Annotated in this window: 12 protein-coding genes; all 12 read left to right on the forward strand. The window is 60.3% G+C overall.

Annotation, left to right across the window (positions count from 1 at the left end; genetic code table 11):
* Positions 1–264 precede the first annotated feature (264 nt).
* The 12 genes from VJZ71_00225 (at position 265) to VJZ71_00280 (ending at position 23,272) form a co-directional block, all read left to right on the forward strand.
* Positions 265–4,479: a proprotein convertase P-domain-containing protein gene (locus tag VJZ71_00225; GenBank protein HKQ46477.1), complete on the forward strand. Its 4,215-nt coding sequence runs from the start codon at positions 265–267 to the stop codon at positions 4,477–4,479.
* Between the two features lie 54 nt (positions 4,480–4,533).
* Entirely contained in the window at positions 4,534–7,272 is a 2,739-nt protein-coding gene (locus VJZ71_00230) for an alpha-amylase family glycosyl hydrolase (GenBank protein HKQ46478.1), read from the forward strand.
* A gap of 203 nt (positions 7,273–7,475) precedes the next feature.
* Positions 7,476–9,815, forward strand: a complete 2,340-nt coding sequence (locus tag VJZ71_00235; protein ID HKQ46479.1) for an endonuclease — start codon at positions 7,476–7,478, stop codon at positions 9,813–9,815.
* A gap of 322 nt (positions 9,816–10,137) precedes the next feature.
* Positions 10,138–10,812, forward strand: a complete 675-nt coding sequence (locus VJZ71_00240) for a PEP-CTERM sorting domain-containing protein (protein ID HKQ46480.1) — start codon at positions 10,138–10,140, stop codon at positions 10,810–10,812.
* 103 nt (positions 10,813–10,915) lie between these two features.
* Entirely contained in the window at positions 10,916–13,078 is a 2,163-nt protein-coding gene (locus VJZ71_00245) for a tetratricopeptide repeat protein (GenBank protein ID HKQ46481.1), read from the forward strand.
* A 153-nt stretch (positions 13,079–13,231) separates the two neighbouring features.
* A complete protein-coding gene (locus VJZ71_00250; protein ID HKQ46482.1) occupies positions 13,232–13,831 on the forward strand; it encodes a TetR/AcrR family transcriptional regulator in 600 nt (199 codons plus the stop codon).
* A 31-nt stretch (positions 13,832–13,862) separates the two neighbouring features.
* Complete coding sequence (locus tag VJZ71_00255; GenBank protein HKQ46483.1) at positions 13,863–17,444, forward strand: SRPBCC domain-containing protein; 3,582 nt, start codon at positions 13,863–13,865, stop codon at positions 17,442–17,444.
* A gap of 29 nt (positions 17,445–17,473) precedes the next feature.
* Complete coding sequence (locus VJZ71_00260) at positions 17,474–17,863, forward strand: hypothetical protein (GenBank protein ID HKQ46484.1); 390 nt, start codon at positions 17,474–17,476, stop codon at positions 17,861–17,863.
* 57 nt (positions 17,864–17,920) lie between these two features.
* Complete coding sequence (locus VJZ71_00265; GenBank protein ID HKQ46485.1) at positions 17,921–18,406, forward strand: VOC family protein; 486 nt, start codon at positions 17,921–17,923, stop codon at positions 18,404–18,406.
* Positions 18,407–18,669: 263 nt separating this feature from the next.
* On the forward strand, positions 18,670–20,382 hold the full coding sequence (locus VJZ71_00270) for a PQQ-dependent sugar dehydrogenase (protein ID HKQ46486.1): 1,713 nt from the start codon (positions 18,670–18,672) through the stop codon (positions 20,380–20,382).
* Positions 20,376–21,860: an N-6 DNA methylase gene (locus VJZ71_00275; GenBank protein ID HKQ46487.1), complete on the forward strand. Its 1,485-nt coding sequence runs from the start codon at positions 20,376–20,378 to the stop codon at positions 21,858–21,860. The genes VJZ71_00270 and VJZ71_00275 overlap by 7 nt, the downstream gene beginning before the upstream one ends.
* On the forward strand, positions 21,857–23,272 hold the full coding sequence (locus VJZ71_00280) for an MFS transporter (GenBank protein ID HKQ46488.1): 1,416 nt from the start codon (positions 21,857–21,859) through the stop codon (positions 23,270–23,272). The genes VJZ71_00275 and VJZ71_00280 overlap by 4 nt, the downstream gene beginning before the upstream one ends.
* The last annotated feature ends 83 nt before the right edge of the window (positions 23,273–23,355 follow it).

The raw sequence follows: 23,355 nt of genomic DNA on the forward strand, positions 1-23,355 counted from the left end.
CGGGACCCACCCACCGTCGGTCATGAGGATTACGACGCGAGCCGGGGGAATCAGGCTCGATCCAAGTAAGACCAGTTTGAACCGTTGGGAGCCACTGAGGCTGTCCCAATGGAAAAAGCGTAGCCACTCGAACCCCGGAGGGTTCAACAAAGAATCGTTGTTTTTCCGTTTGGCAAGGCTGATTTCGGCCGCTGCCGGACGGTTCTAACTCGCTGTCGTCCAAGGCCCGCTTCTGGCGGCCTAAACTTGTGTGGGAGGTGGAATGTGTCCCGGTTGACTGGCAAACTCATCGTCGTTCTCGCTATTGTTTGTGGAATTGCATTAGGCTCCCTTCTCAGTGTCTCCGTCGTCCGGGCGGTGGATTGTCCGGACTATTCGCCGTTTCCTCCGATCAACGGCCAGAATCTGACCAACTATCCGGTCAGCCCGAACGCCCTTCAGGACAATCCCACTGGCTTCGGCGACTCAATCCCCGATCCCCAGGATCCCAGCACGGGAAGCGAACTCGATCAACTCTTCCTCGCCAACAGCGCGACCGATCTTTACATCGCCGTGACCGGCAACACCGTTCGCAACGACGCGCTGGAAAATACGATCATAATTTTCATCGATAAAGACGCCGGCGCGACGCCGACCATCCTCGACACGAATGGCATGACGGGTTCCAACGCCCTCAGAAACCTCGATCCCGAAGTAGCGGCCGCCGGCGCCAAACTCGACTTCGATCCCGAGTATGCGGTCACGGTTTGGAACGTGCTCGGCGTTCAGAACGCCCGCATTTACGACCTGTCAAACCCAACGGACACCGGCGTGGCCCTGACAGAAGGAACGGATTTCGCAGTCGATAACAACAACCTGCTCGGCGTCAACTCAGACGCTTCCTACGATCCGCTGGCCCAGCAGAATAACGCCGCGACGGCCACGCTGGGGTTTGAGTTCAAGCTTTCGCTCGCCGCGCATCTCGGAAACCTCGCCAACAATGCCACGATCAGGGTCCAGGCCTTGTTGGTCAATGGACCCGGCTTTATCAGCAACCAGAGTTTGCCGCCGATCAACGTAACGGCGGGCAACAACGGCGGGGGCAGGGACTGCGTCGGAACACAGAATCCGCCGCCCGATCCTCAGCCCGACCCGCCAGAAACCTTCTTTCTCGTTGATTTTTCCGACGACGTCGCGTTTCCGGGCTCCCAAAACGTCAGCCACACGCTCAGCGCCGGAGGCTCCGCGCCGGGCGGGACGTTTAACGGGACCAGTCTCCCCACTCGCTATATGGCGGTCGGGCAACTCCGCGCGACTCAGAACAACTACACGTGCTTCGGCAACGCCGCCGCATTCCAGAATGCCCCGACCGAAGGCAGCGAACTCGATCAGATCTTCGTTCGCGCCGATTTTACCAAGCTCTACATCGGCGTCACGGGCAACGTCCCGCTCTTCGGAGACCTGCGGAACACGCTGCTGATCTTCATCGATTCCGGCTCGGGCAACGGCGGCCAGACGCTTCAAACCTGCAACAATACGAATGGATCGGGCGCGTTGCAGTACCTCTGCGACGCGGGCGGCGGCCTCAAGTTCGACGACGGCTTCGCGCCGGACGTGGTCATCATGTACTGGCGCGAGGCCGGCGCGCATCATGCCGTCCTCTCCAGCACCGTAACGAATGACTTCATCCCGTTCGATTTTTCCATCGACAACGCAGACCATATCAACCCCAATTCCGGCAACTTCTACAGCGCCGATCTCAGCAACATATTCGGCGTGAACAACATTCAGGGCGACGATCCGATCCGCCAGGAAGCCCTTGCGGACGGATCCGCTACAAGTCCGGACGGACCGACCTCCGGCATGCAGTTTTCGCTCCGCTGGGATAACGCCCTCATGTCGAAGGACGTCTCGGGCGGCACGGCGGACATCAAGATCGCCGCGGCCGTGGTCGCCGGCGGCGGGTTCATCAGCAACCAGTGGCTTCCCCCGCTGAACGAGACGGCCCTCTCGGCCGATAGCGACAGCGTCAGCTATTCCGATGCGCCGCTCCCGGCGGCCATTCCGGACAATACGCCAGCGGGCGTCTCCGATCTTCGGGCGGTGACAATGGCTGGCGCGGATCGGATCACCGACGTCAACGTTTCAGTCAGTATTACCCACCCGGATGTCAGTCAACTCTCCGTCACGCTCGCTCACGCTGACTCTGGCCGCACCGTTGAAATCGTCTCCGCCGGGTCGCAAGTCGGCGCGAACCTCAACATCACGTTTGACAGCGAGGGGGCACCGGCGGTGCAGCCGTCCAACTCGCTGCTGACCTTCAACGACGTGAACCCCAACAGCAACTGGACCCTTACGGTCGTGGACAACGCCACGGGTCAAACCGGGACGCTCAACTCCTGGGGCCTTTCGGTCCAGGATTGGGAAGGCGGCGACATTGGCTGTCTGGGCAACTTCGATTCCCTGGATAACAACATCGACCTGTCCGTGGAGCCGTACTCAGGAAATCAGCATCTGGATCTCAGCCTGACTATCCCCTCAGCCACACCGGGAAGCTCCGACGGGACAGGGATTCCGGCGGCGTTCGGCGGCGCGGCCAACGCCCTCGCCACGCAAAATAACCACACCTGCTTCGGCAATGCGACGACGTCATTGCCCGGCACGCTGCCCGGCTCGGAAATGGACCAACTCCGCATCACCAACACCAACTCGCGGCTGAAGGTCGCCGTCACAGGCAACCTGGAGAACAATGGCAATGCCTTTGTCTTGATGCTCGATACGGATAACACCAATACGAGCGCCGCCGCACTTCCCGTCCTATCTACGCCGCCACCGGTTTGCGGCGGCCTCGATGGCCTGAAGCTCGACGCCGGGTTTACCCCTGATTATGCCATCGTCGTCGGGCGGGACCCGACCGCCGGTGTGCCCAATGATGACTACAATGTCTTCCTGAAGAAACTGATTGCGGGCCCGGCGTCGACAACGTCCTACGCGCTCGGGCGACTTACAAGAAATCTCACCAGCGGCCCCCTCGACGACGCGATCCCCAACCAAAACGGGAGCGAGTTGGATCAGTTATTCATCCAGAACGACGCGAACCGTCTCTACATCGGCCTCACCGGCAACCTCGAAGCCAACAACAACACCTTCATTGTTTTCATTCAAACGACGCCGACGGGGTTCAATTCGAACGAACTCGACACAACACCCAATACGTCCGGTTGGCCGCCCGCCCTGATAGCGCTCGATTGCGATCGAATGGACCTCAACTTCAAGCCGGACTTCGCGTTGGTAATGAACCGTAACGGCGGGACATACGACGCCGACTTGGTGGACTTGCTCGATCGTGTGCCGGGAATCACGGTCACGAATCTCACCTTTACGGACGTGTTGGGGAACAATACGTTCATCGGTGACAACACGAATGCCGTCGGCGTGAGCAGCACGGTCGCCGACGACACCACGGCCGGCGTGAATCCTCCTCTGACGGTCCAGGAAGAAAACGCCATGACGGCGACGCGCGGCGTGCAATTCGCCATTGATCGCAGCTTTTTGGGCCATCCGATCGACGACACCGGCGGCGCCGGGACATCCCTGCCGCCCGCCGATGGCGCGACCATCAAAGTCAGCGCCGTCCTCGTCTCCTCGACCGGTTATTGGAGCAACCAGATTTTGCCGGGCCTTGGTGGCGGCAAAAACAACCTCGCCGGCACTAGCGCGTGTGCGACCGTTATCAATCTAGATGCCGAAGCGACGGCCCCCGGGTTGCAGTACCTCGACTACGTCCTTCGCGATGGCAACGTGGGCACCGAATACACGTCGCCATCAACGTTTACGGGTGCGGACATTCCGACGGCGATGGGCCCCGCCCTTGCCACCCAGGACAACTACACACAGTTTGGAAATGCCGCACTCGTCAACCCTGGTAATCCGAACTGCACGCAAATCGCCATCAACAACAACAACATCGGCGGCGTGACCGTTTCGAGCGCGGATCCCAACGCGGATCCCGAGTGCGATAGCGAGGAAATCGCCGATTCCGCCTGTCCCAGCACCGGCATGGAATTCGACATCGACTTCGCCGATATCGGCCTGGCCGACTTGACCGACCCCGGCGGTCCGTTCCCGACAATTCGGGTGATGGCGGTCCTCACGGGTTCCAGCGGCTATTTCTCCAATCAGTTCCTGCCGCCCTTAGGCGTGGGTAACGCCGGCAACAAGGGCGACATTCCTGCTAACTGGGACGGCGACCTGACCAACGTGACCAACGCCCCCGGGAATCAGTTCCTGTCCTACACCCTCAGTTATCAATGCGGACTCGAGCCCGCGGATATCAACGGCGACAACAACGTGACGTCCGCAGACATCGATGCGCTGGTCGGCGTGCTGCTGGGACTGAATACCAATCCGTGCGATGTGGCCAATGCCGACGTGGACAACAGCGGCAGCGCCAACGGCCGCGACGTCTCGGCGTTCGTCCCGGCCTACTTGAACCCGTAGGGAATGCACGGGCCAGTGAAAACGGCCGTTGAGCCGGTCTGTGCGGAGCAGTCAATGAGGGACGCGATCAGGACCAGTGTACTCGCGGTACTTGTGGTGGCGTTCGGTGTGACCCCGCGCCCCGCTTCCGCACAGACTCGTCCCTATACGATGCTCCAGTACTTCGAGGCGTCGTGGAGCACCATGCGCTATCGCATGCCCGACGTCTTCATGGCCGGCTACGACAGTACCTGGCTTCCACCTCCCCAGCGGGGCGGCGGCCCCACCAATACTACGGATGTCGGATACGCGGTGTTTGATCGGTTCGACCTCGGCAATCCCACCACGCCGACGCGCTATGGCACCGAATCTGAATTCCGTCAGATGATCGACGCCTATCATCGGGCCAACTGCTACGTCTTCGTCGACTGGATCATGAACCACAATGGCACGAGCGACAACGACACGCCCAATTTCGAGGCGCAGGGGGGCTATCCCGGTTTCGTCCTTTCCTACGGCGGCGATCCGTACGGCGACTTCCATACCAAGGGCACGCAATCGGAAAATCCGGGCGGCCCGAATTACAACCTTTATGACGGACGCCTCCTCGGCCTGATCGATATCGCCCAGGAAAAAGTCCACAGCATGATTCGGCATCCCGTCGCCGCCGGAAACCCCGACAATATCCCCGCCGGCACGTTGCGCAATCTGCCCAATGCCAACAACGTCAAGTTCTACCCCGATCTTGCACTGACGCCGGAATCCGACAACAACCCCGGCACGAGCCGAAACCCCGGCCCGCCGCAATACACCTTTTATCCGTTCAATCCCGCCAACCCGATGGCCGGTGACGCCGTCGAGGAAAGCGCGGCGTTCCTGCTGCTCCGCACGACGCAGTACTATCTCGAAGTGCTCAAGGTGGACGGCTTCCGCCTCGACGCCGCCAAGCACATCCCCACATGGTTCTGGGACAATTTGTGGGACGCCTCCGTGTACCAGCGCTGGGTCGATTTCGACGGTCTGGTCAAGACGCCCTACTCCTTCGTCGAGGCCGTCGAAAGTAATTCCAACATCGCCAACTGGGTTCGCAAGCCCGGCGAGCCCGGCAGCGGCTGGCCCGCATCCGGCTACGATTACGGCAATCGCGACGCCCTTGAGATCAACGAATCCGGCGCCCTGCGCGACCTGGTCAACAACGATGGCACGAGTTCGTGGGACACGGTCATGGGCGCCTCCGTCGATAATGTGGATGGCTTCAACAACGGCACAATCGGCGTCCATCACGTCAACAGCCACGACAACGCCATTGCCACCGGCGAAGCGGATGCCGTCGCCCAGGCCTACGTTCTCATGCGCACCGGCCCCGCCATTGTGTACCACCATGCCGGACAGAACGGCGCGACCGGTTTCCCCCAGATGAACGGCCGTGCCGACGCACTGGGCCTCGGATCGTCACAAATCACGACCTTGCTCAAGATTCGCAATCAATACGCACGCGGATGGTTCATCCCACTTTCCACCGGCAATACCGACGTTCTCGTCTTCAGCCGCCGAACGCCCAGCAGCGTCGACAACGTCCTGATCGGCCTGAACGACTCAGAAAACAACGGCTCCGATGCGCGCACGGTGACGACGACCTTCCCCCAGGGCACCCGCCTCCACGAACTGACCGGCAACGCCGCCGATCCGATCGTCGATCCGAATTCCGCGTACCCGGAACTCCTCACGGTCGGCGCGGGCGGAAGCGTCACCTTCAGTATTCCACGGAACAAAAACGCGAATGGTGTCTTCCACGGCAAGGGGTATGTGATTTATGGCCCCGCCGTCCCGACGGGGACGCTCAGCATCGTGAACGCCTCGACGGTCATCGCCGGGCCGGACGTCCCGGGAACGCCGGATTACCGCGAGCGGGTCAACTCCGTCGTGATGGTGAACTCTGCGACCTTCGACATTCAGCTACAAACGATCCACACCGACCCGACCGATCCGGACAGCGACGATCACGCCGTATTCCGAATCGACCAGGGATTCAAGGACTACAACAACAACGGCTCAACCTACAACGCGCTTCCGAATTCCGATCTGAATCCCGGAAATACGCCATCCACCAGCCCCAGCTACGGTTTTGAGAACTTCCTGACAGAATACTCGCCGCGGTACACGGGCGGCACGGGCACTTATCGCCAGACCATCGACGCAGCCGCGCTCGGCGAGGGTTATCACTACATCACCGTCCGCGCCTATCGCCATCGCACCGTTGGGGATCCGCTCTTCGGCGAGTTTCGGCTGGTCATCTACGTGGACATCGAAAATCCGGACTTCGAGCTGATCCAACCGACCAACACCTGCAACAACGACGTGCCTTCAGTCCCCTACGATTTCGTCGTGAAGGGCGTGGATAACACCGTGGACAAGGTCTACATGTTCTTCGACCTCAAGGAGAGCACCGATTTCATTGGCCTCTCCACCGGCACCAGCAACCTCGCCAGCCAGTACATGGACACCTTCACGCGGAACCGCGCCACGTATGTCAGCGGCAACCACCGCCTCGACGTCGTGGCCTTTGAAACCCTGCCCACCGGCCTCACCAAGGTCCGGCACAAGACTTTTGTGGGAATCCAGTCCCAGACCGGCGCCGGTCTCGGGGCCGGCGATGTCAACGCCGACGGCACCCGCAACGCCCGCGATATCCAATCCTTCGTATGGTTCCTGACCGGCTTCAACCCCAACTACGGGCCGGCCGCCGACATGAATTGCGACGGCCTGAACGACGAGGACGACATCCCCGTCCTGGTCGATCAACTGCTTCAATAGTGGGTTTGGCGGTCGGTTTCTCAAGATTATTCCAAACGTCGCCATCCATCGCGGTTCGTTCGGACCGGACGCGCGCGATTGGTTTCATGAAGATTTTGTAAAAACTCTTGTAATCAGAAAACGATGTGTTTAGGATGCGGAGCCGGTTTTGAGGGTTGCAGTTCTTGTCCACCAACCCGCGGATTCAGACCGGAGGTCCCAGCATGTCGAGTGCCGTTTTTCATGATTCGGATGTTGTTCGTACGCGCCCCGCGAGCCTATGCACTAAGCTGCTTGTCCTGACGCTCGGGGTCGTCCTCGGCGCAAACCGCAGCGTGGCTCAGCCACCGCCCGGTTACTACGATTCGGTCGACGCGACGAACGCAGCAACGCTGCGGGCGACGCTGCATCCGGTTATCGACGATCATACGCGCTTCCCTTACACGTCGACAGCGACCGATACGTGGAACATCCTCGAACAGGCTGACGAAGACCCCAACAACGCCTCCAATATTCTCGACATCTACAAGAACGCCAGCTACGTCAAAGTGGGAGCGGGAAACAGCTTCTACGAGCGCGAACACACCTGGCCGAACTCCTACGGGTTCCCTAACGACAATTCCTCCAACTACCCCTATACCGATTGCCATGCGCTAATGCTCTGCGATGGGAGCTACAACTCTTCGCGCAGCAACAAACCCTATCGTTTCTGCGATGCCGCCTGCACCGAAAAAGTCACCGACGCCAACAACGGACAGGGCGGCGGCAGCGGCGTTTATCCTGGAAATTCCAACTGGACCAGCGGGTCCTTTACCGCGGGCACCTGGGAGACGTGGAACGGTCGCCGCGGCGATGTCGCCCGGGCGATCCTCTACATGGACCTTCGCTATGAGGGCGGGACCCACGGCATCACCGGTATCCCGGAGCCCGACCTGATCGTCACGGATAATGAGGCCCTGATCGACGCCTCCAATACCGGGGCCAACGAATCCGTCGCCTACATGGGAATGCTGGCCGCCTTGCTGGTTTGGCACACGCAGGATCCCGTCGATGCCGTAGAGCAGGCCCGCAACGACGTCGTTTTCAGCTACCAGGGCAATCGCAACCCGTTCATCGATCATCCCGAATGGGTCGACTGTATTTGGAATGCCAACTGCGGGGGAGACACGACGCCTCCGGCTGCGCCGACCGGTCTCATCGCCACGGCCGGAAACGGTGTCGTCGATCTGGACTGGGCCGACAACGGCGAACCGGATCTCACCGGATACAACGTCTATCGGGGCACGGCGAGCGGCGGACCCTATTCACAGATCAATGGGGCCCTCGTAACCAACAGCGTCTACAGCGACGCGACGGTCAGCAATGGCACGACGTATTACTACGTCGTCCGGGCAGTTGATACCTCCAGCAATGAGTCCGGCAACAGCAACGAGGCCGGCGCCACGCCTTCAGGGCCGGCGACTCCCTGGATCAACGAGTTTCACTACGACAACAACGGCACCGACACCGGCGAATTCGTGGAAGTGGCCGGCCCGGCGGGGACGAGCCTGAGCGGTTGGAGGTTGATTGGCTACAACGGCAGCGGCGGGGCGACGTACGCCACGGTTAGTCTCTCGGGAACGATTCCTGACCAACAGGATTGCCTCGGAACACTGGGTTTCGCCTTCACCGGCCTCCAAAATGGATCACCGGATGGAATCGCGTTGGTCGATGCGGCCAACGCCGTCGTTCAGTTCCTCAGTTACGAAGGTTCATTTACAGCGACCGATGGTCCGGCCTCCGGAATGCTCTCGGTGGACGTGGGTGTCAGTGAAAGCAGCACGTCGACGGTAGGGCATTCGCTCCAGCTCGCCGGTACCGGAAAGCAGTATGCGGACTTCACCTGGCAGCCGTCGCAGGCAAACACTCAGGGTCAACCCAATACCGGGCAGACCTTCAGCGATCCTGCCTGCGTGGACACGACGCCTCCGGCCTCGCCGACCGGCCTGACGGCCACCGGCGGCAACGCCGTCGTCAACCTCAATTGGAATGACAATTCGGAGCCCGATCTGGCGGGATACAATGTCTATCGATCCACCACCAGCGGCGGGCCCTATTCTCCAGTCAACGGCGCCCTTGTCACGGCCAGCGCCTTTTCGGATTTCACGGTGAGCAACGGCGTCACCTATTATTACGTTGTTCGAGCGATGGATGGCTCGAACAACGAGAGCGGCAACAGCAGCCAGGCGTCAGCAACCCCCCAGGCCGGGCCGACCACTATGCATGTCAGTTCCATCGTCCTCTCCACTGTCAACGCGGGCGGGGGAAAGGTAAAGGGACGTGCGACGGTCACGATCGTCAACAACTTGGGCAACCCGGTCTCCGGGGTGAGTGTGAACGGGACATTTACGGGTTCGTATTCTCAGACGCTCAGCGCGACCACAAACTCCAACGGCGTTGCAACCCTTACTACAAGCTCCAAGATCACACCACCGGTCACGTTCACGTTTTGCGTGAACAACGTTACGGGTGGCAGCCTGACGTATGCTCCGGGTGAGAACCTGGAAACCTGCGATTCATATTAGCCGGGAAGTGTCGACTTACCGTTCCAAGAAAGGTATATTATCCACTATACCCAAGATACCCAATTTTACCAGATGGTATATATGGAATACTTGTGGGCTTATGGGGGGTTATGCCCTTCGCCAAGTGCCAGGACACGATTGTGTATGCAGGGTCTTGAAATGCGATCCCAAATCTGGTAAATTGTTTTTCCAGAGTCAGCTAGGGGGAGAATTGCGGGAAAGCGCTACCCCTGAAGCGTAATATAGTAATCATGACGCGCGGGCTTTCCGTGCTGTCAGAGGAAAAAGAAGCAACTCGCCAGCTAGAACAGGAGTGATGGAAATGAAGAAGTTGTTAGCAGCATTAGTCATCGGCCTCTGCGTTCAGAGCGCCCAAGCCACCCTGTACAACGACAACACCGGAGACACCTTCACCGGTGCCGGCGGTGGTATTCTTGACATCGTTTCCCTCGAAGTCACAGACGACGGGACCGACATTTCCTTCAAGTTCACGCTCGTGGGTGACACCGAGGCGACGGACTGGGGCAAATACATGGTCATCATCGACAGCGTCGCCGGCGGTGACACGGGCGGCAACGGTTGGGCCCGCCCGATCAGCATGCCCAGCGGCGCGGATTACTGGATCGGCTCCTGGGTCGATTCGGGCGACGGTGCCGAGCTGTACAACTACGGCGGTTCCTGGACCTTGACCCAGGCGACCTACAATCCCCCGCCCCTCGACATCACGATTTCTAATTCCACGACGATGGTCACCATCACGACGCAGCTTGCCGCGATGGGCCTCGGCCCGAATCAGACGATTCTATTGGACGCCTTCACCAGCGGTGGCGGTGGCGGAGACGGCGCGGTCGACTCGCTCGGCAACCCGGGCCAACAAATCGGTGACTGGGGCAATGCTTCGGAGGCCCATCCCGTTGAATACACAACGACCCCTGAACCCACGACGCTCGGACTCCTCGCCCTCGGCGGTTTGATGCTCGTCCGACGCCGACGCTGATTTTCGACTCCTGTTCTTTAGATGACGAAGCGGTCGGTCTCCCAGTGGGACCGGCCGCTTTTTTTGCGCCGACTTGTCCCTCGATTAGACTGCCGCTATTACGATGCCCAGACGCCAGCCCAATGCCGAGACGCAGGTTGCCGACACGAATGTTCCGCCTCCCGGCCGATCCGTGCTCTCGCGCCGCAAACGGCGTATCTACGTCGCCCTCGCGCTGTTGATCCCGGTTGTTTTCCTGGGAATACTCGAAGCCGGCCTTCGGTTCGCAAAGTACGGCGGCTACCCACCCACCATCCTCCGCGTCGGCCCGATGTCCGGCGGAACGTTGTGTATCACGGATAATCCCGGCCCGGCATCCTATTTTTTCGCCAACAAGAGCCGCCCTGGCACGCTTGACACGTATTCTTTTTTGGCCCCCAAACCGAAAGGCACCATTCGCGTCGTCATCGGCGGCGAGTCCGCAGCCAAAGGGTTTCCCCAGCCGATGTGCTTTGCGCCTTCCGCCTTTCTCGAGGCCATGCTTCACGACCTGTGGCTCGATCGAAAGGTCGAGGTCATCAACCTCGGTACGACCGCCGTCGCGAGCTTTCCCGTGCTGGGAATGTTGACGGAGGCGCTCGACTACGAGCCGGACCTGGTCATCGTCCACTGCGGCAACAACGAGTTCTTTGGCGCCTACGGCGTCGCCTCGCTGCATCGCGCCGGCAACACGCCCACGGCAATGGCCCTGCACCGTACGCTGCGCAGTCTGGCGTTGGTTCAGTTCATTGATTCGTTCGCCCGTCCCGCAGAGCCCGCCGGCCATCAACGCACACTGATGGAGACCATGGTCGGTCAATCGTTTACCGCGCCGGACGATCCCCTGCGAGGCGCCGCTGCGTACAACCTCAAGACACATGTGGGGAAGATCATCGAACGCTGCAAGGCCCGCGGTGTACCGGTCATCGTCTGCACGATGGCTGCCAACGAGCGCGATCTCGCGCCTCTCGGAGATTCCGACGCGTCGGTCCTTTCGCCGGAGGACCAGGCAAAGCTGCACGCCGCACTGGAAGCCGCTGAAAAGCTCATGGATCGCGAATCGGGATCGGCGATCGTCCAACTGAAATCGGCGACAGCGCTCTTGCCGACTCATGCCCGCGCGCAATATCTCCTGGGCCGGGCACAATATGCCCAGAAAGACTATTCCAGCGCGATCGCTTCGTTCCAAAAGGCAATCGATCTGGATCCGATGCCCTGGCGATGTCCGGGGCCGAGCAATCAGGCGATTCGCGAAGCCGCCGCGCAATCCGGCGCCGTCCTTTGCGATCTGCAAAAGGCCTTCCGAGACGCCAGCGAGGGCGGCTGTGTCGGATGGGAGCTGATGGATGACCACGTCCATCCCAGCCTGCTCGGCCAGGCGCTGACCGCGCGGGCTATCGTCTCGGCGATGACGGCCCTGACGGGCGAAATGACGGTCCGTCCCGAAGCCCTCGCAAACTTGCCGGGCGATGGGGAATATCTCCGGCGACTGGGCGACAATCCGTACGACCGCTATGGGGTTGCGCATACCGTCCGCGTGCTTTGCGATGTCCCTTTCATTCGACGGACGAACCCACAAGCCTATGAGCGATTTGACGCGATCTGCAGGGACATTGAGCGAGATGTGCCTCCCGAAGTGGTGACCGTCGCGCGCAAATGGCAGGACCCCATGACGCATCCGGGCGCAAAACGGCCGATCACCGGAATGGTGGGGCGGGTCATGATCCGGATGGGAAACTATGACGAGGCCGAACGCCTCTACGAGGTCGCCCGGCGCAGCGTCGCGCACTATTCCTCGTGGAACCTTGAATACAACTACTTTCGATTGGTGTGCCGCGAACGCCTCCACAAGAAGCTGAGCGATGAGGATCGCGCGCTCGCGCTGGAGTGCATCGAGCGCGGAAATTTCCTTCTTTCCCACGGCCGCAGTGAATCGGGCATGGCCGAACGCTACTGCGGACGCCTCCATCAACTGCGCGGCGAATGGAACGAGGCGATTCCGTTCCTCCTGGCAGCGCGCCCCAAGGTCAGCGGTTCGGACTTGGTTGCCGTGGATCAGGCACTCGTCGTGTCGTACATGTCGGTGGGACGGCGCGTCGATGCGCTCCGTTTGATTGACGACGGGATTGACAATAGCGGCGAGTTTGCCTCGCTGTACCGCCAGATGCGGAAGGGCTTGGCGAGCGTTCCGAGTGGAGATGCTTCCACTCAACCCACCAGCGACGAGTCCGCAGGTCGGCCCATGTAACACACTAACTGTATATTTCACAATTAGTTACAAAATATCAGTAGGATGACTTGCTTTCCATTAACCACTGTGGTATTGTGTTAGTTGAATGTTCAACTAATAACGGATGGACGTTGAGTGGTAGCGACGGAGCCAACCCGAGAACGCATCGTGATGACCGCCAGACGCCTGTTTCATGAGCAGGGTTACGCCGCAACGGGTATGGCGGAGATTCTGAAGGCCGCGAAGGCGAACAGCGGCAGTCTGTATTACTACTTTAAGTCGAAAGAAGAACTGTTGCTGGCCGTCCTCGACTGGTATCTCGAAAACCTCATGCCCGAGGTCATGGATCCGGCTCTGGGCGCGACGTCGGACCCGATCGAGCGGATCTTCGCGGTTCTCGCCGGTTATCACGAAATGCTGGAGCAGACGGCCTGCACGTTGGGCTGTCCGATCGGGAATCTCGCGCTGGAGCTGGGCGATTCCCGGCCGCTCGTTCGCGAGAAGATCGCCCTCAACTTCAGCAACTGGTGTGCAGTGATACGCCGCTGTCTGGATGACGCCGCCGATCGGCTTCCGCCGGGCGTGGATCGAGAACGCCTGTCTCGTTTTGTTTTAACCGTCCTGGAGGGCGGGATCATGCAGGCCCGGGGCCACCGGGACGTGAGACCCTACGACGAAGCCGTGGCCCAGCTTCGGGATTATTTTGACCGATTGCTCGCGGAGGGAACGCGGGCGGCTGACCGGAACAAGGGTTCCGGCGAGATGAATTGAACATGGCGCTGAAGAGGAAGAGGTGAGTTCGATGAGAGCAAATCAGATCATTCAGGCAACGATGGTGGCGGGCTTCTGCGCTGCTGCGGCGCTCGCCGAACCGGCGCCGTCCAGAAAACTGAAGTCCGATGCGACCGAGCGAATCCTGCGTAAGGAAGTCATCGTGTCGGCCACTCTGGACGACGTGTGGAAATGTTGGACGACCGAGGAGGGCATCGCCACGTTTTTTTCTCCCGAGTCAAAGATCGAACTCAAGCTCGGCGGGGCGTTTGATATTTATTTCAAAGGACCTGCGGATGAGACGGGGAAGCGAGGAGCGGAAGGCGCGAAGATCCTCAGCTATATACCGAATGAATTCCTGGCCTTCGATTGGGGGTTTCCCCCCAAGGTCCCCGGCCTTCGTCGAACCGGGGCCAAGACCCAGGTCATGATTCGGTTCGAAGACGTTGGCGACGGAAAGGTGAAGGTCAAGTTCGCCCAACTGGGATGGAAAAAGGGCAGGGAATGGGACGAGGGTTTCGCCTATTTCGACCAGGCCTGGAGCTATGTTCTTAACAACCTTAAGGAGCATTTTGAAAAAACACCTTCGAAGCGAGCCACCGAGGAACCCGAGACGGGTTTAAAGACCCGGACGTGGATGGACAAACACGTGAAAGTGACGGCCGTCGATGTTCCGCTTAAGCGCCAGGATTTCGAGATGGAGATACCGGTCTCCATCAATCGCGTTTGGAGCATTTTGGCGACCACCGACGGGTTCAAGCGTCTGGGCGCGAAGGAGCCGTTGGTCGAATTGAAGCCCGGTGGCTCGTATTGCTTTTGGCCGGGCGCGCCGACGCGCGTCCTGGCATTTGTGCCGCAGGAGATTCTGTCGGTAACGGGAAGCGCTCCGCCTGAGTACCCCAATGTTCGGGCGGGGGGGTTGTGGGGCGCCTATTACTTTACGAAGCTCGATCCAGCAAAGACGAAGTTGCGCCTCTCCGTAATAGGCTGGCGTCCCGGCGACAAGGAATGGGACGCCGCGTACGACTACTTTTTGAAAAACAATCCGATCTTCCTCAACAACGTTTACAACGCGCTCGTGAAAGACAATGCCAGCGCGTCGACGGGCGACGTACTAAAGCACGAGGCGGTCGTCGACGCGCCCGTCGCCGACGTCTGGGAAGCCTTTACTACCAGGAAAGGAGTGGAGTCCTGGATGGTCGCGCACGGCGAAGTGGACCTGCGCATAGGCGGGAAGATGCGCACCCATTACGACCCCAAGGGCGTTCTGGGCGACGAGAACACGATCGAAAACACGATTCTCAGCTTTGAACCGATGCGGATGCTCTCCATCAAGGCGACCAAGTGCCCGGCGAATTTCCCGTTCAAGGCCGCGATCGACAACATGTGGACGGTGCTCTATCTGGAGTCCCTCGGACCGGAAAAGACTCGGGTGACCTGCGTCGGGATGGGTTATGGCGACGACGAGGAATCGCAGAAGCTCCGGCAGCACTTCGATCGAGGCAACGCCTATACGCTGAAGAAGCTCCAGGAACACTTCGCCACGACGACGGCAAACGAGCCCAGTCCGGCGGCCGAAAAAAAAACGACAGAAAAACCGGCCGAAAGCAACGCCACCAATAGCGAACCGGGGCACGCCAGTGAGTTCGAGTCCTATCTCGCCCATATCGCAGCCGCCAGCGCCTCCCTGGCATTGAACGAGACCGACGAGGCGCGGCGCTGGCTTGATCGCGCTCCCGAATCCCATCGGAACTGGGAATGGAAGTACTTTTCCGCCAACCTGGACCAGAGCGTTCGCTCGTGGTCGGATCAAGGCGAAGTGGTGATGTCCGTGGCCTATAGCCCCGATGGCCGGCTCATGGGTCAAGCCCTGGCCAACGGTGAGGCGATTTTGCGCGACGCCGAATCCGGCGACGTCCTGCGCACCCTTAAGGAGAACGACAAGGCACTGTGGCACCTGGCGTTCAGCGCGGATGGAAAGAAACTGGCCACATCGAGTTCAGACGGCGCGGCGAGAGTCTGGGATGCCGAATCCGGCAGGCTCCTGCTGACATTGAAACACGAAAAGACCCAGGTGTACTCCTCATCGTTCAGCCCGGATGGAAAGTACATCGCCACGTCCATGCTGAGCTACGTCAAACTGTGGGATGCTCAAACCGGCGAGGAACTCAGAACCTTCAAAGGCCACGTGGAAAAGCCGCCGGTTACGCGAGTGACGTTTAGCCCGGATGGCAAGTGGCTGGCGTCCGCTTCTTGGGACAACCATGTGATCGTGTGGGACGTTGAGAAAGGCAAACAGGTCCACAAGCTCGGTCCCGGCTACGGCGGCGAAGAATACAGCCCGTTCAACGCGGTCGTCTTCAGCCCGGATGGAATGCGCCTGGCCGCCAGCACTGGCACGAATGCGATCTGGCTTTGGAACGCCGACTCGGGCGACCTGATTCGCAAATGGGCGGCGCATGACAAGACCGCCTACGGCCTGGCCTTCAGCCCGGACGGGAAGCGCCTGGCGAGCACTTCCGTGGATCAAAGCGTCCGCATTTGGGATGCGAACAAGGGTGAACTTATCGAAAAACTCAATGGTCATAGCGGGACCGTATGGTCGGTTGCTTTTTCGCCCGACGGCGCGCGCTTGGCGACCGGCGGAGAGGACCAATGCGTGAAGCTCTGGCAGGTCGGCGATGCGGCCACGCCGCTTGTCCTGAGGTGCGAAAAGGGCGTATGGGCCGCGCCATTCAGTCCGGATGGAAAACGGCTGGCGACGGCATCTTCGGATCGAAGCGTGAAGATTTGGGATTCCCAGAGCGGAAAACTCCTGGCTGCATTCGCCGACCTTCCGGAGCAAGCAGCATGTGTGGCGTTTAGTCCGGACAGTTCTCGAGTGGCCGCCGGGACCAATGACCCGGTGGTACATGTCTGGGATGTGACCAATCAGCGCCTGCTTCACCAACTGAAGGGACACAAGGGCGGCGTGCCAAGTCTGGAATTCACCCCGGACGCTAAGCGCCTCGTTACGTCCTCCTATGACCGGTCGATCAAGATTTGGGACGCCGACGCGGGAACCGAACTGAAGTCCATCGATCGCAAAGACGGCTATGCCTACTCCATCGCCATCAGGCCCGACGGCAAGTCGTTCGCCTCGGCCGACTACGATGGAAAAGTTCGGCTGTGGGATCTTGAAAGCGGGGAAGAAAGACGGGCGCTCGAAGGTCACACTTCGCGTCTGATGAAGGTCGTGTTCAGCGCGGACGGCCGCCTCGTCGCGTCAGCCGGCTATGACCGCTCAATCCGGGTGTGGGATGTACAAACCGGGAAGGCATTCCCCCCGATGACCGGTCACGATCGCGAGATCACGGGGTTGGCATTTTCACCGGACAGAACGCGCCTGGCTTCCGCATCGTCCGATCTGACCGTCAAGCTCTGGGACGTGAATGCGAGCGCCAATGTGGCGACACTCCTACGGAGCAAGGAATCGGCCTACTTTGTCGGATTCAGCCCCGACGGCGCCCGGCTTTCGGTTTCATTTTTTGACGGGACAGTGCGCATTCTTGACACGATACCCCTTGCGGAGCGGGTCGTCCGGGGCGACCGGGTGGCCGCCACCTTCCGCTAGGAAAACTCGAAGCAATCAAGGAGAAAACCATGCAAAGTGCGACTACAGCTGTGGATACCAAGAACTCGGCACAAGAATTGGCGAAATGGACGGCCATAGGGACCGTTTTCCAGGTTGCGATGGTGGTCGCCGGGCATTACAACGAATTCGTCAAGAACAATGTGTTCGCCATCGGGGGCATGACGATTTCGCTGGTCATCGGCGCGCTGTACGCGCGTGCCGCTGCCCGCTCAAAAAGCGGGGCCGCTTTAGGCGGTTTGATGGTGGGTGGGGCGTGTGCCCTGTTCGGAATCGCCGTCTCGGTCCTTTTGAGGGACGTCCCCGTGGCGGTGCTCGGTTTCGGAACCGCCGGCTCCGCGCTAGCCGGAACGATCGGTGGCTGGGTAATATACCTGCTCCAGGGGGCAAAGAAACGATAGGCTCTCCCGGTCGGTCGGGTGGAGTCAGAAGAGGCCTAACAAATCGGAGGATTATCGATGGCAGGCAAAGTCAAGCCCGTACCCGAAGGATTCCACACCGTCACTCCCCACTTGATCATTCGCGGCGCCGCCAAGGCGATTGAGTTTTACAAAAAGGCGTTCGGCGCCGAGGAGATCATGCGGATGCCGGGCCCGGACGGTCAATCCATCATGCATGCCGAGATTCGCATCGGTGATTGCCCCATCATGCTCAACGACGAGTTCCCGGATTGGGGCAAGGTCTCGCCGCAGGCCCTGAATGGTTCGCCCGTAACCATCCACTTGTACGTCAACGACGCCGACGCGACTTTCAACAAGGCTGTTCAGGCCGGCGCCAAGGCCGTCATGCCCGTGGCCGATATGTTCTGGGGCGATCGATATGGCTGTTTGCAGGACCCGTTCGGACACCACTGGTCCGTGGCGACGCACATCGCCGACTATTCGCCGGAAGAGTGCATGAAGCGCTGCCAGGAGGCAATGGGCGGGGCGTGCAAGCCAAGCTAGACTTTATTTTCGTCGCGAGATAACAGCTCCGTTCCGGTGTCGGCCGCCGATACCGGGTACGGAGTTCTTTTTTTCATTTCCCGCCGACTTTCGTGTGCGATAACAACCACGCCCCTCAAATTTTTCGCAAATTATCCGGTGGATTTCGGCCGTCAGGCGATGACGGCCGACACCCGATAATGGTATAATCACGTGCGGTCAGAATCCAAGTGGCCGAATCCGTCAATTCGGCCCGCTGGGGTCGTTGAATCCAAGGAAGCAACATGTTCACAAAGCGATTTCTACCGTGGGGAATGTGTTCCCTGTGCGTGATTCTGGCAAGCGTCCGCGTCGCGACCGCCGCGTCACCAACGCCGCTGACGACGGTGCGCGTATCGTCCGGTCTCTCCTTGCCGCTCTTTGTGACCGCCCCCCCCGGCGACACCAGCCGGATCTTCATCGTGGAGCAGCGCTCCGGTAACATCGGTCGGATCCGCATCCTGAATATTCCCGCGAACACGCTTAACGCCACCCCCTTCCTGTCGATCACGGGCGTCACCACGTCCGACGAGCAAGGCCTCCTCGGCCTGGCCTTCGATCCGGATTACGCCACGAACGGATTTTTCTACGTGAACTATACGACCACGGGTGGCGGCGCGGCGGGCCATACCGTCATTGCCCGTTACACGGTCTCCGCCAATCCTGATATTGCGGACGCGGCGAGCGCAGTGATCCTTAAGACGATCAACCAGCCGGAGTCCAATCACAACGGCGGCTGCCTTCAGTTCGGCCCCGACGGGATGCTGTACGCTAGCTCGGGCGATGGCGGCGGCGGCGGCGATGCACACGGAACGATTGGCAACGGCCAAAGCCTGACAACCCTGTTGGGCAAGATCCTGCGGCTCGACGTAGACAACCCCCCAACATACATCCCCGCCGATAATCCGAACATCGGAGGCAGCGGTGTCAACGAAAAGTGGGCCTATGGCACGCGCAATCCCTGGCGCATGAGCTTCGATCGATTGAACGGCGATTTTTACATGGCCGACGTCGGGCAAGGTTCAGTGGAAGAAGTCAACTACTCAACTTTCGCCACGGCGGCGGGTCGCAACTATGCCTGGCGGTGCATGGAGGGCAATGCCTGTTTCAACTCGCCGAGCGGACCGAACTGCACGTGCGATATCACGCCGCCGCTCGATCCGACGTTGACCTACCCGGTCCACACGTACAGTAGCGCTGCGTTCCAACCGTGTTCGGTCACCGGGGGGTACGTTTACCGCGGTCCGATTATTCCCGACTTGCAGGGAACCTATTTCTTTGCGGATTACTTCTGCTCGACCACAGCGCAGGCGCCGATCTGGTCGTTCATCATCTCCGGCGGCTTGGTCACCAATTTCACGACACGTACAACGGAGCTGGCGCCGGGCGGCGGCTTGGTCATCAGCAGCATCACCTCCTTCGGTGAGGACGCCGACGGCGAGCTGTACATCTGCGACAGGGGCTCGGGAGCAAATGGCGAGGTCTACAAGATTATCGTGAACTGCGCCGGCAGTTCGCTGACTTTTTCGACGCAACCGGCCAGTCAGAATGCCACGACCGGCCAGACGGTGAACTTCACGGTTGCCATGACGGCCGTCCGCGGTCTGACGACCTACACGTGGCGCAAGAACGGCAACATCGTCGGCACGAACAGCCCCACGCTGACGCTGACAAACGTCACCTGTCACGACAACGGCACCTACAACTGCACGGTCCAGGACCAGTGCAACACCGCGGTCAGCGACGATGCCACGCTCGAGGTGACGCCGGTCCCCCTGGGCGATATCGAAGGCGACTGCGATTGTGACATGGTGGACCTGGATACGCTGGTCAACGTCCTGTTGGAAATCGACCTTGATCCCGGCCACATCGATCGTGCCGATGTCAACGGCGACAACGTCGAGGACGGCTTGGATATCCAGGCGTTTATCGATACGATCCCGCAGTGGCCGTGCTAAGCGCCAGCGTCGTCCCTTCGGAAAAAAACTCAGCCACGTCGCGCCGTGATCTCGGGCAAGTTTTCACGCCCGCACCCGTCGCCGAGTGGATGGTCCGTTGGGCTTTGAGTGATCAACCCCGGCGTATTCTCGATCCCGCAGTCGGCCCCGGCGTCTTTATCGAGGCGATCCAAAAGCAATTCTTTCGGCAAGGAAAACCAAAAATACCGCAGATCGACGCCTATGACATCGATGGGCGGATGATCCGCGTGGTGGGAGGGCGGGGCGGCGCGGTCGCCGTGCGACTTCACCAGCGAGATTTTGTCACGAGCACGATTCGCGAATCCTACGATGCCGTCGTCGCCAATCCGCCCTATGTCCGTCATCACGGTTTCGAGTATCCGGAAACCCTCTGGCGGCGCTATGATCGACTCTGCGGCCGGCGCCTGAGTCGGCTCACCAATCTGTATGGGCTTTTTCTGCTCAGAATCTGGGCGTCGCTGAGCCCCCGCGGCCGTGCGGCGGTCATCCTGCCCGCCGAGTGGCTCAACGCGGACTTCGGCGTCCCCGTCAAGGCCCACCTGTTGGAAGAAAATGCGCTCGACACGATCGTCCATTTTGATCCCGCCGCAGGAATCTTCGATGGCGCCCTCACGACGTCTGCGATTGTCCTCTTGCGATCGGGGCGTCCGAAGTACGAACCGGTTCGCTTGTGTCAGGTCGCGAACGTCAGCGCACTGTCGCGGTTGGACTTGAGCCGCGGAGAGAAGTGGCGGCGAGCCGATCTCGATCCCGCCGCGAAATGGTCGCGACTCTTTGCGAGTCACCGGCGGCCATCGCATCCGGCGGCGAGATTAGGAGAGGTCGCGTCCTGCGTGCGGGGGATTGCCACGGGAGCAAACCAATTTTTTACCGTGTCAGAATCCGTTCGACGGCTTCGCCGAATCGACCGGCGGGATGTCGTCCCCTGCGTAACGAAAGCGCGGCAACTTCAGGCGGCGGTCGCGACGCCGGGAGTCCTTCGGCGACTCGTGAAGGCTGACGACCGCGTTTTTCTCTTGTCCCCGCGACAGCCCTTGTCCCGCGAGGTGCGCGCGTACCTGCGCGAGGGGAGGCGGCTAGGCGTTCACCACCGTTATTTGTGCGCGCATCGCCCGACTTGGTACCTTCCCGAGCGGCGGCGGCCTGCGCCGATCCTCGTGTCGGTCTTCGCCCGCGAGCGGTTTCGGTTTGTTCTGAACCGCGCCGGTGTGCTCAACCTGACGGCGTTTCACGGCATCTTCCCCCGGACGAATGGTCCGCGTGCCGTCCGCTTGTTGTTTGATTACCTGGCAAGTGACGCGGGCCAGGAGGAATTGCGGCGCCACTGCCGGGTTTATGGAGACGGCCTGCTGAAGGTCGAGCCTCGCGACGTGGAAGCCATGGCGATTCCGGCGGCGCTGGCCGCGATATTTCAGGGCAGCGTTCAACGTTCAAAGCGAACGGAAAGGAAATCATGATCGACCCCGCCCCATCGGCTGACGCCCGCTTGGGTTGGCGCTTCCCCGCCACTTTCTGGTTCGCCAACGTCGCCGAACTCTTCGAGCGCGCCGCGTTCTACGGCATGTTCATCACGCTTCGAGACTACCTGGGCCAGAACATCGGTTTTGGCGATGTGTACGCGGGCGTCGTCGCCGGTGGCTTCTCGTTGTTGCTGTATACCTTGCCCGCTTTCCTCGGGCCGCTCGCCGACAAGCTCGGCTTTCGCGCCGCCCTCATGCTCGCCTTTGCTCTGCTCACCGCGGGCTACGCGCTATTGGGCGCCTTCACATTGAAGTCGACGGCGATCATGTCGCTCCTACTGATCGTAGGCGGTGGGGCGATCGTAAAACCCGTGATTTCCGGCACGGCGTCCAAATGCTCCGATGCCGTGAATCGCGCCCGCGCGTTCTCCATCTTCTATTTGATGGTGAACATCGGGGCCTTCTCCGGAAAGACATTTGCGCCGTTCATCCGCCAGGGACTCGGAATGCGCTACATCAACTTCTACGCGGCGGCGCTGGCGTTCGCGGGGCTGCTTCTCGTCGCCCTCGCCTATCGCAACCCGGACTCCCAGGGCATGGGTAAGTCCTTCGGCGATGTCGCTCGGGCATTCGGCAAAGTCATCTGCAACTGGCGCTTCATGGCGCTGATTGTGATCGTGTCCGGATTCTGGACGATTCAAGGGCAGCTTTATGCCGCCATGCCGGCCTACATATTTCGTCTGCGCGGCGCAGACGCGAGGCCCGAATGGCTGGCGAACATCAACCCGCTCATCGTGATGACTTGCGTCGTATGGGTAACGCACCTTGTGCGCAATTTTCGGCCCGAAAACTCGATCGCGATCGCGCTCTTCATCATCCCCTTTTCCGCGCTCGCCCCCACCTTCGCGCCGGCCCTGGAGCGGGCCTACGGACAATCAATTTCGATTCTTGGGCTATTCAGCCTGCATCCCATTACCCTGATGGTCATCGTCGGCATCGCCTTTCAGGGCTTTGGAGAGTGCTTTTTGTCACCGAAGTTCATGGAGTATGCCTCCAAGCAGGCGCCGCCGGGTGAGGAGGGCCTCTACATGGGCTTCCAGCACCTCCATTCCAGCATCGCCTGGCTAGTCGCCTTTGTTCTTTCCGGTCACCTTCTCGATCGTTACTGTCCCGACCCTCTCAAGCTTCAGAAGTCCGCGCCGGAGGTGTACCGGCAGTGGGAGGCCGCCATCGCCGGGACCGCGCCGTTCCCGGACGCTTACGCCAGCGCCCATTATCTTTGGTACGTGTACGCGGCCATCGGCGTCGGCGCGTTTTTCGCACTCCTCGTCTTCAAATACATCACGATGCGAATCGACCGGCGATCCGCCCGCCTCGCGGCGGCGATTCCAGGAAGCCCGGTGGGCTGATTCCTTTGGGGCGGCCCATTATCGTATACTTGTGCGGGCTGTTACCTATCCTTGTACGGCGGGCCCTTTCGCCGATAAGATAG

The organism is Phycisphaerae bacterium (genome assembly GCA_035275405.1).
Classification (GTDB): domain Bacteria; phylum Planctomycetota; class Phycisphaerae; order UBA1845; family UTPLA1; genus DATEMU01.

Excerpts from the sequence above, each read along its gene's own strand:
- VJZ71_00230 (HKQ46478.1), top strand. The coding sequence starts at position 4,534 with ATGAGGGACGCGATCAGGACCAGTGTACTCGCGGTACTTGTGGTGGCG.
- VJZ71_00235 (HKQ46479.1), top strand. The coding sequence starts at position 7,476 with ATGTCGAGTGCCGTTTTTCATGATTCGGATGTTGTTCGTACGCGCCCC.
- VJZ71_00240 (HKQ46480.1), top strand. The coding sequence starts at position 10,138 with ATGAAGAAGTTGTTAGCAGCATTAGTCATCGGCCTCTGCGTTCAGAGC.
- VJZ71_00245 (HKQ46481.1), top strand. The coding sequence starts at position 10,916 with ATGCCCAGACGCCAGCCCAATGCCGAGACGCAGGTTGCCGACACGAAT.
- VJZ71_00250 (HKQ46482.1), top strand. The coding sequence starts at position 13,232 with ATGACCGCCAGACGCCTGTTTCATGAGCAGGGTTACGCCGCAACGGGT.
- VJZ71_00255 (HKQ46483.1), top strand. The coding sequence starts at position 13,863 with ATGAGAGCAAATCAGATCATTCAGGCAACGATGGTGGCGGGCTTCTGC.
- VJZ71_00260 (HKQ46484.1), top strand. The coding sequence starts at position 17,474 with ATGCAAAGTGCGACTACAGCTGTGGATACCAAGAACTCGGCACAAGAA.
- VJZ71_00265 (HKQ46485.1), top strand. The coding sequence starts at position 17,921 with ATGGCAGGCAAAGTCAAGCCCGTACCCGAAGGATTCCACACCGTCACT.
- VJZ71_00270 (HKQ46486.1), top strand. The coding sequence starts at position 18,670 with ATGTTCACAAAGCGATTTCTACCGTGGGGAATGTGTTCCCTGTGCGTG.
- VJZ71_00280 (HKQ46488.1), top strand. The coding sequence starts at position 21,857 with ATGATCGACCCCGCCCCATCGGCTGACGCCCGCTTGGGTTGGCGCTTC.